The following is an 11,689-nucleotide window of genomic DNA, read 5'->3' on the forward strand; positions in this document are numbered from 1 at the left end:
CATTAGATCAGCCCAGCGCGGTCGCGAGCAGCGGCGGCAGTTTGTCGACCACCACCGGGTAGGACAGCGTCGAGGCGTAGGCGATCGCGCCGGCCAGCTCCTTATCGGTGAAGACGTTGCGTTTCCGCGTGGTGACACGCGACTGCGCGACGGCGGGGTCGGCCAGCAGCGCGGCCTGCTCCTCGTCGCTCTCGGTGGTCCAGATCACCACGTCGGCGTCGTCTAGCACCTGGGTCAGCCGGTCCCGCGGGATCAGCCCGTCGGCGTCGCCGAGGGTGAGGCCCATCGCGGTCAGGAATTCACGCCGCCAGGCCGGCCCGCTGACCCGGGCGCCGCCGGGCTCCAGCCGGCCGTCGAGCAGCAGCACTTTCCGGTCGGCGAATGCGGGATGGTCGTCTTTGACCTTCGTGAAGGACGCGTCGACGTCGGCGACGAGCTTGGTCATGTCCTCGTGGTGGTAGGTCGCCTGCCCGATCAGGTCGGCCTGATCGCGCCACGGTTCGAAGAACGCATCGCGGCCGGACTGGGGGATCGTCGGGGCAAGCGCCTTGAGCGCGGTGTAGGTGTCCGCGTCCAGGCCGGCGTTGGTGGCGATGATGAGATCCGGTCGGGCGGCGGCGATCTCCTTGACCGGGATACCGTCGGCGAGCGAGAGCACCGCCGGCGTTGCGCCGCCGAGCCGGGCCTGCGCCCACGGCCACACCCCGAACGGTTCGCCGCCGAACCAGTCCGTCACGGCGACGGGCACGACCCCCACCGACAGCAGGAAATCGGCGTCGGTGAGGCCGGCGCTGACGACGCGGGTGGGCGGCTTGGTGATCGTCGTCTCGCCGAACGCGTGCGTGACGGTGACCGAGCCGTCGGAGGCGACGGCGCCCGGTTTCTCGGATCGGCAGGCGGTCAGCAACGCCGCCGCGGCGGCCATCCCCAGGACGTTCCGCCGGGACCACAACTCGGGCACCCGGCGAGAATAGCTAGCTGACCGTGAAGTTTCCGAACAACACGAGGGCCAGTCCGAGCGCGACGACGATGTTGACGACGGTGGCCGAGGCGAAGACGACGATCGGTCGCCATCCCGCTTCGCGCAGGCCCCGCAGCGAGAACTCCAGGCCGATCGCGACGAACGCGAAGATCAGGAACCAGGTGCGCAGGTCGTTGACGGTCGTGATGGTCGCCTTGTCGCCGCCCCACTGCAGGTACAGCGTGCCGATGACCGACGCCGCGATGAAGCCGAGGACGAACTTGGGGAAACGCTCCCATAACTGCCCGATGGTCGGGCGGGCCTCGCTGGAGCTGCGACGTTCGACCTTGAGCGCGAAGTACGCGGTCAGCGCGATCGCGACGACGCCGATCAGCGCGTTCTGCGTGGTCTTCACGATGGTGGCGATCTGCAGGGCGTCCTCTCCGGCGATCGCGTCGGAGGCCGCGACCGCCGCGGTGGTGTCGATGTTGCCGCCGATCCAGGCTCCGGCCACCGCGTCGGACAGCCCGAGAACACCTGCCAGCCAGGGCAGCAGGAAGATCGACGGGAGCGCGAAGACGATAACCAGCGACGCGGCGTACGCGAGTTGTTCGCGTTTGGCCTGCACCGCGCCGGCGGCGGCGATCGCGGCGCTGACCCCGCAGATCGACACCGCCGAGGCCAGCAGTGCCCGCAGTTTGTCCTCGATGCCGAGCCGCCCGCCGAGCCACCACGTGAAACCGAACACGATGCTGATGAGCAGCAACGCCTGGATGATCGCCGGGCCCGCGGCCGTTGCGAGGACTTTCAGGTTGATCGACGCCCCGAGGAGCACCAGACCGGTCTTGATGAAGAACTCGGTGCGGAAGCCCGCCGACAACGCGTCCCGCAGCGCCAACCGGGACAGCACGACGTTGCCGAGCAGCCCGAGCGCGATGGCGTAGACGGGGAACTCGATGGATTTCGCCACCCCCGCGAACCCGGTTCCGTCGGCCCAGCGGGGCACCTGCTGCTCGAGGAACCGGGTGGCCGCGCCGAGGGCGATCACGACCAGGACACCGGCGACGGCGTAGCCGACGCCGGAGGACCGGGGCCGGGTGGGGGCGTCGGTGGCCGGGCCGGTCACGGGATCACGCTGCCGGGCAGGGCGCCGATCAGCACCAGGGTCAGCAGGGTCAGGCCCACGATCACGGCCAGCCAATCCTCGTTGAGTCGCCGGCCGGGAGGCGGCGCGTCGGGCTGTTCGGGCATGGCCGCAGACGCTAGGTGCGGCGGGCTCCGATGTCAGCGGTTGCGATCAGGGCGAACAGAAGCGCGCAAACGGGCTGCGGGACGTCACTTTTCGGCCGCGGTGAGCGGCAGGCCGGCGTCGAGGAAGTCCAGCCCGGCGAACAGGGCGTCGGGAGCCATCGGGGTCCCGTGCAGCGCAGCCATCATCACGCCGGTCATCGCGCCGGCGGTGATCCTCAGCTGCGGATCGTCCACGGGCCGGCCCAGCCGGGTGGCGAGTGCATTCGTGATCAGCTCGATGGTGTGGATGTACTCGTGATAGAGGGCGCCACCGGCCTCCGGCAGCGTGTACAGCAGCCGCTGACGGGCCATCTCGTCGCCCCACTCCGAGCCGGCGAACCCGCTGAAGACCTGCTCGAGGGCGTGCCGGTAGGCGGCGATCGGAGACAGTTCGGCGGGCGCGGCGAGGAACAGCGCGACGATCGGTTCCATCAGCTGGTCGGGGATCAGCAGCGCGGCCTTGTTCGGGAAGTAGCGGAAGAACGTGCGCGGTGAGACGTCCGCGGCCTCGGCGATCTGCTCGATCGTGGTGTTGGGGTAGCCGTTCTTCTCGAAGAGCCGAAACGCAGCGATGCGGACCGCTTCACGGGTCTGCCGCTTCTTGCGTTCCCGGAGCCCTTCGGAGTTGCCCGGCTTCATACCATCGATTGTCTCGTAGTCGAGGGCCGGCAACCGTGGTTTGGATCAGGTGAGGACCAGCGTCACACTCAGCGCGATCATCATCACCGCGATTCCGCCGTCGAGCAGCCGCCACGTTCGCGGCGATTCGAAGTAGCGCCGCAACCGTCGGGCGCCGAATCCCAGCCCGGTGAACCAGACGGCGCTGGCGGTCACCGCACCGATGCCGAACAGCCAGCGCCCGTCGCGGTGCTCGTTGGCGAGCGCGCCGAGCAGCACCACGGTGTCGAGGTACACGTGCGGGTTGAGAAACGTCAGCGCCAGGCAGGTGGCCAGCACGCCGGCCAGGCGAGCGGGTTGCGCGTCTGACGGCGTCAGCGTGCCCGGCCGCAGCGCCCGTCGCGCTGCGAGCAGGCCGTAGCCGAGTAAGAACGCGGCGCCGCCGTACGTCGCGACGGTCACGAGGTCGGGGTGGGCGCTGACCAGGGCGCCGAAACCTGCGATGCCGGCGGCGACGAGCACCAGGTCGGACACGGTGCAGACGGCCACCACCGGCAGCACGTGCTCGCCCCGGATGCCCTGACGGAGCACGAACGCGTTCTGGGCCCCGATCGCCGCGATCAGCGCCATCGTGGTGGCGAAGCCGCTGAGCACGATCAGCGCGGTGGGGGTCATGTCACCTACGCTAGAAGCGACGGCGCCAACAATACAGCTCATGATTCTTCACTGGGATTAGTTTTTCTTACGAGCCCACGGAGCGGCCGGGCGATGGGTCCACCCCTCAATAGCCTGACCTCACCCCGTCCTCGTCGCCGGGCTTATTGGACAACGCAGAAGGAGCGCACGGTGGGCCAGCGCAGCGGTCGTCCGGCCGAGGGCACGGGGGTGTGCATCACCGACGGCGGCGTGGAAACCGACCTGATGTTCCGTCGCGGCGTGGACGTGCCGCACTTCGCGGCGTTCGTGCTGTTGGATACGGCCGAAGGCCGATCGGCGCTGCGGGATTACTACACGGGATACGTTTCCATCGCGGTGGCGAGCGGGCGCCCGCTTCTGCTGGAGAGCCCCACCTGGCGCGCCAACCCGGACTGGGGTCGGCTCCTCGGCTACGACGCCCGCGATCTCGAGCGGGTGAACTCCGCAGCGATCGAATTCATGGCCGACCTGCGCCGCGACCACGTCGACGCAGTCGGCCACATCCTCGTCAGCGGGACCATCGGGCCGCGTCACGACGGGTACTCCGCCTCATCGGAGCCGCACCCGGACGTTGCATTCGACTATCACAGACCGCAGCTGGCCGTGTTCGCCGCCGGTCCTGCCGATCTGGCCACCGCCTACACCATCACTCACATCGGCGAGGCCATCGGCATCGTGCGCGCCGCCCGGGCCGAGGGACTGCCGATCGCGGTGTCGTTCACGGTTGACGCGGACGGACGCCTGCTCAGCGGCATCGACCTGGCGGAGGCGATCACAGCGGTCGACGAGGCCGCACCTCCGGACTACTTCCTGGTCAACTGCGCGCATCCGAACCACATCGCCAGTGCAGTCGGCTCCGAGCCGGCCGACTGGAGCCGCCGAATCGCCGGGATCCGCGCGAACGCCTCCACCGCCGGCCACGCGGATCTAGACGCTGCGATTGCGCGCGACGACGGCACGCCGGGCGAATTCGCCGCGGCGCAGGCCGATCTGTTCGACCGGCTTCCGCACCTGTCCATTCTGGGCGGCTGCTGCGGTACCGACGAGCGTCACATCGACGCCATGGTGCGCGAGACCTCGCGCCGCGCCGCAGAGTTCGCACCCGGGACACCGACCCTCGAGGACCAACGATGAGCACCGCGCGAGCAATCGTCGCAATCGACGACCCACACATCCGTGTCACGACATGGACGTTCGAGCAGGCCGGCGATTCCACCGACCCTCACCGACACGAATACGACTACGTCGTCATCCCTGTCACCGGCGGAACCTTCACCGTCATTGACGCCGAAGGCGACACCCGCGAGATGACGCAACACGCGGCCTCGCCCTACCGCGGCACGGCAGGCACCGACCACGACGTCGTGAGCTCCTCGGAGGCATCCGTGGTCTTCGTCGAAGTGGAACTCAAAGGCTGATCTGCGGACGCCCGCGACACCGTGGGACTGCCGCCTACCGTCCCGCGTGTAATCGCCCCACCGGTCAGCGAGCACGAATTAATCATTCGACGGCCGCCGGCGCGGTCCGCATGCTGAGGTGATGGACGTCCAGCTGCACAACGACGTCGAGGCGTTCCTCGCCCACGCAGGGCCGCTGTACCGGCGCGATCCCGTCCTGCACACGATCGAGCTGACGGCGCTCGGCGCCGGGATACCCGCCCAGTCGACGATGGTGACGGTGCACGACGGTGACACCGTGGTCGGCGCGGCGCTGCAGACGCCGCCGTATCCCTTACTGGTCACGGGTCTGGGGGGCGTTGCGACAGAGTGCGCGGCCGAACGCCTCGCTGAGACGCACCCCGATCTCGACGGCATCCGCGGTGTCCGGGGCGCCGCGACGCGGTTTGCCGCGGCCTGGCAGGAGGCCACCGGCCGGGCCGGGCACGTCGACCTCGGTGAGCGGCTCTACCGGCTCGGCACGCTGGCGCCACCGGCCGGTGTGCGCGGCGCCGATCGTCTCGCGACCGCAGACGATCACGCGGTGCTCGTCGACTGGGTGGAGAACTTCTTCGTCGAGACCTTCAACGAACCCCGCGACGACGCCGCCGGAGCCCGGTTCGTCGCGCGCGCCGCCGACATCGGGGACCGGTTCGTGCTGTGGGCCCGGGACGACGAGCCGGTGAGCATGGCGATGCTGCGCGCCCCGGCGTCGGGCGTCTCGCGGATCGGGCCGGTGTACACGCCGATCGCGGCCAGGGGGCAGGGCTTCGGGTCCGCGGTGACGGCCGCGGCCGCCGGGCTCGCGCATCGCAGCGGAACCGGCGAGGTGGTGTTGTTCGCCGATCTGGCGAACCCCGTGTCGAACGCGATCTATCAGCGCATCGGTTTCGAGGTGGTCACCGACTTCGTCCGCATCGAGTTCGGCGCCCCCTGATCAGGCTGAGGCACCCTGGAGGCATGACCTCCTTGCCGGACCCGGCCGACCTCACGCTCGAAGAGAAGGTGTCGCTGACCAGTGGCGCCGGCTTCTGGTACACCGAAGCGATTGCGCGCGTTGGGGTTCCGTCGATCATGTTGACCGACGGGCCGCACGGCGTACGCAAGCAACGCGCCGGTGCCGACCACCTCGGCATCGGGGACAGCGAGCCGGCGACCTGCTTTCCTCCGGCGGTCGCACTCGGCTGCTCCTGGGATCCCGTCCTGGTGGAGCGGGTCGGTGCGGCCCTCGGTGCCGAAGCCGCCGCGCGGGACGTGGCGGTGCTCCTCGGTCCCGGCGTCAACATCAAGCGCACACCGCTGTGCGGGCGCACCTTCGAGTACTTCTCCGAAGACCCCGTGGTCTCGGGCGTGCTGAGCGCGGCGATGGTCGCCGGCATCCAGAGCCGCGGGGTGGGTGCCTCGCTGAAGCACTTCGCTGCCAACAACCAGGAGACCGACCGGATGCGGGTGAGCGCCGACATCGATCCGCGCCCCCTGCGGGAGATCTACCTGCGGGCCTTCGCCCACGTCGTGCGGGATGCGCGGCCGTGGACGGTGATGTGCTCCTACAACCGCATCAACGGCGTCTACACCGCGCAGGATCGGTGGCTGCTGACGACGGTGCTGCGGGAGGAGTGGGGGTTCGACGGTGTCGTCGTGTCGGACTGGGGCGCTGCCGACGACCGCCCGGCGTCGCTGGCCGCCGGCCTGGACCTGGCGATGCCCGGCCCGACCCGCGCCGGAGATGCGGCGATCCTGGCTGCCGTCGAGACCGGCACCGTCGACGCGCAGCGGGTGGACGAGGCCGCCGCCCGGGTGCTGAAGCTGATCGAGAGGACGGCCCACCGATCGGCCGATCCCGTGGACGCCGACGCCCACCATGCGCTGGCCCGCGAGGCCGCGGGGCGGTCGATCGTGTTGCTGCGCAACGACGGTGACCTGTTGCCCCTACGCTCCGACACCAGCGTCGCCGTCATCGGCGCCTTCGCCGCGGAGCCCCGCTACCAGGGCGGCGGCTCGTCGAAGATCAATCCCACCCGGCTCGACAACGCGCTCGACGAGATTCGTCGCCTGGCCACCGGAACGGTCACCTATCACCCCGGCGACCCGAAGGACGACGCCGTCGCCGCCGCTGCGGTGGCTGACGTCGCCGTCGTGTTCCTGGGCCTGCCGGAAGCGGCGGAGTCCGAGGGATACGACCGCGACGACATCGACCTGCCCGCAGAGCAATTGGCGCTCCTCGACGCGGTGTTGGCGGCCAACCCGCGGACCGTGGTGGTGCTGTCCAACGGTGGGGTGTTGGCGCTGCCGTTCGCCGAGGACGTGCCCGCGCTGCTCGAGGGATGGCTGCTCGGCCAGGCCGGCGGCGGCGCCCTCGCCGACGTGCTGTTCGGTGTGGTCAATCCGTCGGCCAAGCTCACCGAGACGATTCCGCTGCGGTTGCAGGACACCCCGGCCTATCTCGACTTCCCCGGTGAGCACGGCCATGTCCGTTACGGCGAAGGGCTTTTCGTCGGCTACCGGTGGTACGACGCGCGCGACCTCTATGTCGCGTTCCCGTTCGGCCACGGGCTGAGCTACACCACCTTCGACTACCGCGACGCGTCGGCGACCGTCGACGATTCCGGCGATCTCACCGTCGAGGTGTCGGTGACGAACACCGGTGCGGTGGCCGGACGGGAGATCGTGCAGGTCTACACGGGTCTACGTGACAGTGCCGTGGCGCGGGCCCCGCGCGAGTGCAAGGCGTTCGCCTCCGTGCCACTCGAGCCCGGTGAGAAGCGCCGGGTCAGCTTGACGATCCGCCGGGAGGACCTGGCGTACTGGGACATTCGTGTCGACGGCTGGGTCGTCGAGGAAGGGACCTACATCGTCGACGTCGCCGCGTCGAGTCGTGACGTGCGCGCCTCGCTGCGCGTCGACGTCGCCGGGGACGACGTGAGTCTGCCGTTGACGCGGATGTCGTCGATCGGCGAGGTGATGGCGCACCCGGTGGCCGGTCCCGCGCTGGCCGAGGCGATGGCCTCGGCGATGCCGGACGGCGGCGGCTCCGCGGGGATCATGCCCGAGGGCGTCGACATCGCCCGGATGCTCGAGGGGATCCCGATCGGGCGAGCCGGCGTGTTCGCCGCGGCGGCCGGCGCGGAGGTCGACCCGGCGATGATCGACGCCCTACTGGGGACGGCCGAGCGACCCGCGGATTAGCGCATCACGCCGTCGCTGCGGGGCTGTCGGGCACTGGCAGCGCCTCGGCCGCCCCCGCGCCCGCGGCGGGGACGTACTCAGAACCCGACGATCGGCCGCGTCGGCGTCCCGCGAGCACGAGCGCGCCGAGCAGCGCGCCCGTCGTGATCACCGTCGGCCAGAACAGCATCTGGGCCAGCGCGACCCTACGTTGGACCTTCAGGCCCAGGCGGGCCGCCGACCGCGTTCGGGTGGTGACGCTCATGAGTGTGGCCTCCGCTTCGTGGATGTGCCTCGGCCATACCCTGGCCGTCAGGGCCGCAAACGCCGGCGTCGTCGTCGGGCTCGGGCTGGTGGAAGGTGACGTCGACGCGCTGGAACCCCTTGGCCTGCTGCGCTTCGGCCTGTCCGGCGTACATCTTGCGGTCGGCCTCGGTCAGTTCCACGTTGTCGGTGAACGGCGTCAACAGGGCCCGGGGGTGCAGCCGGTCCACCCGCACGGCGTTGATCTCGGCGCAGACCAGCAGCGACGTCGACACCAGATACAGGAACGCCAGCAGGCCCAGCACGATCGCGAACACACTGTTGGTGGCACTGGCCGTGCCCAGCACGTGAGCCACATACGCCGCGCCGAACCACTGCAGCATCTGCCAGAGCACGGCGGCCGTGAGCGCCCCGGGCAGCACGTCGCGGTAGCTCAGCGAACGCACGGTGGTCACCCGGAACGCGGCGACGCACACCGCTGTGTTCAACGCCAGGGACGCGACGACGACGCCGACGGTGCCGAGGAATCCCAGGCCGGCCCAGGCCCTGCCGACGGCGGTCAGGACCGTTGTCCCGATGACCGCCGACCCCAGCACGATCAGCAGCACCAGGCTGTACAGGCGCGCTCTGATGGGGTCGGGTCGCGTGTACCGCGGGACCGCCCACACGGTGTTCATCGCGTTCTGCAGGGCGTTGCCGACGCCGAGCCCGCCGTACAGCGCGCCCGCGATACCGATGATCACAGCGGTGGTGCCGCCGCTGAGGGCCTCGGGCCGGCTGAGCTGGTCGCTGATCACCGGGAACTGGTCGATGGCTGCGTTGACGATCTGCTCGCGCCACTCCGGCCGGCCCGCGAGGACCACGCCCAGCAGCGTGGTCAACAGCAGCAGCAGCGGGAACAGCGAGACGAACGCGTAGTAGGTGATCAGCGCGGCCAGGTAGCCGGCCTGATCGTCGACGTACTTGTAGACCACGGCGATGGCGAACCCCGCCGCCCGGCTGCGTTGCTGCAAGCGATCCAGCCACCCGACCATCGTGACCTCCCACGCCTGTGCGGCCCTGCGCCGCTGCGGGGATACCCGCTCACCTGGGCGATCATGCCCGCTTTCCGTGGGAGCGCCGCAGCGTGCGGCCACGCTGGCGCTGGGTGTGCTCCTTGGCGGCGTTCTTGTCGATCATCTTCGTGTCGCGCAGCGGCAGTTGCAGATCGTCCTCGGCGGGGATCCCGGCCTGCAGTTGGCGGCCGCGCTCGAGTTCGGCGTCCACCTCGGCGCCGAACAGCAGGGCCAGGTTCGTCAGCCACAGCCACAGCAGGAACACGATGACCCCGGCGAGCGTGCCGAAGGTCTTGTTGTAGCCGCCGAAGTTGGCGACGTAAAAGCCGAACAGCAGCGACGCGACGATCCAGGTGAGGATCGCGATGGCCGCCCCCACACTGATCCAGCGGAACTTCGGCTGCTGGACGTTGGGGCCGGTGAAGTACAGCGTCGCCACGCCCACGACGACGAGCAGCAGCAGCACCGGCCACCGGGCGATGTTCCACACCGTCAGCCCGGTCTCCCCGATGCCGAGGGAGCCGCCCACCGCCTCCGCGACCGGTCCGCTGACCGCGAGCAGGAGCGCCGCGATGGCCGCGACGATCAGCCCGGCGAAGGTCAGCGCGAGCTGCTGCAGCCGCAGCTTCCACGCCGGGCGGCCCTCCTCGACCTCGTAGATGCGGTTCATCGCGCGGCCGAAGGCGCCGACGTAACCCGATGCCGACCACAACGCGCCGAGGATGCCGACCACCAGCGTGATCCCGGCCGACGGTGCATTGACGAGCTGCTCGATCGGCTGGCGCAGGACGTCGACGGCCGCGCCGGGGCTGACGTCGTCGACGATCCCGAGGATGGTGTCGGCGGTGCGCTCGCCCTGGCCGACGACGCCCAGCAGCGACATCACCACCAGCAGCGCGGGGAACAGCGACAGCACGGCGTAGTAGGTGAGCGCGGCGGCGAGGTCCATGCACTGGTCGCGGGTGAATTCGCCGGCGGTCTGGCGCAGGACGTAGAGCAGCGAGGGCCGGGTCAGTTCGGTGGGGGAGTCGGGCTTGCCGGGATCGTCGGCGTCGGGCCGGTCCTCGACGGTCTGCGCGGGCGGCGGCTCGGCGGGTTCGGTGCCGGTCGCGTTCACGGCACCGGTGGCGCGCGGTGTCTCCGGCCGCTCGTCGGAGCTCTTGCGTGTCGTCAGGGCTCCGGTCGCCAGGCCGGCCAGGAACGCGCCGGCCAACGCGGCGGGGCTGCGCCGCGGGCGGGGTAGCGTGAGCTGCTGCTGCATCCCGGCGGTCTTCCCCGGGGCGGCGGCCCGAAACGTCGAGCCGGAAGGCGTACGGGTCCGGGTTTGTCCGGTGACGCAGCGGGCACTCCTCGAAAATGACGGAACCGAAGACCGAGCCCTCCACCGGGGAGCTGTTGGGTCAGTTGTCCTCGCAGACGTCACGCCTGATTCGTGACGAGCTGCGGTTGGCGCAGAAGGAAATGCAGGAGTCGGCCAAGCACGCCGGCGTGGGTGCCGGCCTGGCCGGCGCGGCCGGACTGCTCGCAGTCCTGGGGCTGGCCACCCTCATCGCGGCTGCTGTCGCGGCGCTCTCCCTCGTGCTGCCCGTGTGGGCGGCCGCGGTGATCGTGGCGGTGGTGGTGTTCGCCGCGGCGGGCATCGCCGCGCTGATCGGCAAGAAGCAGGTGGAGAAGGTGCCGCCACCGGCTGCGGTGTCGGTCGACAGCGTGAAGACCGACATCGCCGAGTTGAAGGGAGCCCGTCATGGCAGCACAGCCTGATCCGCGGCCCGAGCCGGGTCCGGACGCCGGCATCGACGAGTTGCAGGCCGACATCGAGCGCACCCGCGCCGAACTCGGTGAGACCGTCGGGGCGCTCTCCGACAAACTCGATGTCAAGGGTCGCGCCCAGCAGAAGGTCGCTGACACGAAACAGGCTGTGGCGCAACGCAGTCACGACGCGATCGACACCGCCAAGAAAAAGCCGGCCGTTCCGGTGGGTGTTTTGCTCGCTGGGGCCGCGACGTTGGGCGTGCTGATCTGGCTTCGCCGCCGGCGCTGAGTTCAGTCGTCGTTCTCGGTCAGCTCCGGCGCGTTCTCGCGGGTCGCCATGCCGCCCTCGCGGCCGTGGTCGGCCGGGCCGGGCCGGTCCTTGTCGTCGCGATCGTCGTGCTCTGACGGTTCCTTGCTCATCTCGTCCCCTCCCGTGCACCGGTTCCCGTCCA

The 11,689-nt window shown here is 70.1% G+C and carries 15 protein-coding genes; 6 read left to right on the top strand and 9 right to left on the bottom strand.

The genetic code is table 11. The annotated features are described in order from the left end of the window. Positions 1-7: 7 nt before the first annotated feature. The 5 genes from MCHLDSM_RS06835 to lysE all read right to left on the bottom strand — a co-directional run bounded on the left by MCHLDSM_RS06835 (position 8) and on the right by lysE (position 3,544). The gene (locus MCHLDSM_RS06835) at positions 8-961 is read right to left on the bottom strand and encodes an ABC transporter substrate-binding protein (RefSeq protein WP_168440069.1); all 954 of its coding nucleotides are present in this window, start codon (positions 959-961) and stop codon (positions 8-10) included. Positions 962-974: 13 nt separating this feature from the next. Continuing rightward, the gene (locus tag MCHLDSM_RS06840) at positions 975-2,087 is read right to left on the bottom strand and encodes a YeiH family protein (RefSeq protein WP_048469470.1); all 1,113 of its coding nucleotides are present in this window, start codon (positions 2,085-2,087) and stop codon (positions 975-977) included. After that, positions 2,084-2,212 (bottom strand): hypothetical protein, encoded by a 129-nt coding sequence (locus MCHLDSM_RS40065; RefSeq protein ID WP_109788761.1) that lies wholly within the window; start codon positions 2,210-2,212, stop codon positions 2,084-2,086. Before MCHLDSM_RS40065 ends, MCHLDSM_RS06840 begins: the two co-directional genes overlap by 4 nt. A gap of 84 nt (positions 2,213-2,296) precedes the next feature. Further along, positions 2,297-2,890 (bottom strand): TetR/AcrR family transcriptional regulator, encoded by a 594-nt coding sequence (locus MCHLDSM_RS06845; RefSeq protein WP_048469471.1) that lies wholly within the window; start codon positions 2,888-2,890, stop codon positions 2,297-2,299. Positions 2,891-2,935: 45 nt separating this feature from the next. Next, complete coding sequence (gene lysE / locus MCHLDSM_RS06850; protein WP_048469472.1) at positions 2,936-3,544, bottom strand: L-lysine exporter; 609 nt, start codon at positions 3,542-3,544, stop codon at positions 2,936-2,938. Between the two features lie 171 nt (positions 3,545-3,715). Between lysE and MCHLDSM_RS06855 the strand changes: the two genes are divergently transcribed. The 4 genes from MCHLDSM_RS06855 to MCHLDSM_RS06870 all read left to right on the top strand — a co-directional run bounded on the left by MCHLDSM_RS06855 (position 3,716) and on the right by MCHLDSM_RS06870 (position 8,187). Then, complete coding sequence (locus MCHLDSM_RS06855) at positions 3,716-4,699, top strand: homocysteine S-methyltransferase family protein (RefSeq protein WP_063899037.1); 984 nt, start codon at positions 3,716-3,718, stop codon at positions 4,697-4,699. Then, the gene (locus MCHLDSM_RS06860) at positions 4,696-4,983 is read left to right on the top strand and encodes a cupin domain-containing protein (RefSeq protein WP_048469473.1); all 288 of its coding nucleotides are present in this window, start codon (positions 4,696-4,698) and stop codon (positions 4,981-4,983) included. Before MCHLDSM_RS06855 ends, MCHLDSM_RS06860 begins: the two co-directional genes overlap by 4 nt. A gap of 121 nt (positions 4,984-5,104) precedes the next feature. After that, on the top strand, positions 5,105-5,938 hold the full coding sequence (locus MCHLDSM_RS06865) for a GNAT family N-acetyltransferase (RefSeq protein WP_048469474.1): 834 nt from the start codon (positions 5,105-5,107) through the stop codon (positions 5,936-5,938). 23 nt (positions 5,939-5,961) lie between these two features. Continuing rightward, positions 5,962-8,187: a glycoside hydrolase family 3 C-terminal domain-containing protein gene (locus tag MCHLDSM_RS06870; protein WP_048469475.1), complete on the top strand. Its 2,226-nt coding sequence runs from the start codon at positions 5,962-5,964 to the stop codon at positions 8,185-8,187. A 4-nt stretch (positions 8,188-8,191) separates the two neighbouring features. Here the strand turns inward: MCHLDSM_RS06870 and MCHLDSM_RS37690 are convergent, their stop codons facing one another. The 3 genes from MCHLDSM_RS37690 to MCHLDSM_RS06880 all read right to left on the bottom strand — a co-directional run bounded on the left by MCHLDSM_RS37690 (position 8,192) and on the right by MCHLDSM_RS06880 (position 10,746). Then, positions 8,192-8,356 carry a hypothetical protein gene (locus MCHLDSM_RS37690; RefSeq protein WP_156455051.1) on the bottom strand — a complete coding sequence of 55 codons (165 nt, stop codon included), beginning with the start codon at positions 8,354-8,356 and terminating at the stop codon, positions 8,192-8,194. A 16-nt stretch (positions 8,357-8,372) separates the two neighbouring features. Further along, positions 8,373-9,464 carry a YihY/virulence factor BrkB family protein gene (locus tag MCHLDSM_RS06875; RefSeq protein WP_082168778.1) on the bottom strand — a complete coding sequence of 364 codons (1,092 nt, stop codon included), beginning with the start codon at positions 9,462-9,464 and terminating at the stop codon, positions 8,373-8,375. A gap of 61 nt (positions 9,465-9,525) precedes the next feature. Then, complete coding sequence (locus MCHLDSM_RS06880; protein ID WP_082168779.1) at positions 9,526-10,746, bottom strand: YihY/virulence factor BrkB family protein; 1,221 nt, start codon at positions 10,744-10,746, stop codon at positions 9,526-9,528. Between the two features lie 95 nt (positions 10,747-10,841). On the opposite strand from MCHLDSM_RS06880, the gene MCHLDSM_RS06885 reads away from it, so the two are divergent. Beyond that, a complete protein-coding gene (locus MCHLDSM_RS06885) occupies positions 10,842-11,246 on the top strand; it encodes a phage holin family protein (RefSeq protein ID WP_048469476.1) in 405 nt (134 codons plus the stop codon). Next, on the top strand, positions 11,230-11,526 hold the full coding sequence (locus MCHLDSM_RS06890; RefSeq protein ID WP_048469477.1) for a DUF3618 domain-containing protein: 297 nt from the start codon (positions 11,230-11,232) through the stop codon (positions 11,524-11,526). The genes MCHLDSM_RS06885 and MCHLDSM_RS06890 overlap by 17 nt, the downstream gene beginning before the upstream one ends. Before the next feature lie 2 nt (positions 11,527-11,528). Here the strand turns inward: MCHLDSM_RS06890 and MCHLDSM_RS40070 are convergent, their stop codons facing one another. Continuing rightward, complete coding sequence (locus tag MCHLDSM_RS40070) at positions 11,529-11,657, bottom strand: hypothetical protein (RefSeq protein WP_268781370.1); 129 nt, start codon at positions 11,655-11,657, stop codon at positions 11,529-11,531. Positions 11,658-11,689: the final 32 nt, after the last annotated feature.

Origin of the sequence: Mycolicibacterium chlorophenolicum, from assembly GCF_001044235.1 — a bacterium.
GTDB classification, from domain to species: Bacteria; Actinomycetota; Actinomycetes; order Mycobacteriales; family Mycobacteriaceae; genus Mycobacterium; species Mycobacterium chlorophenolicum.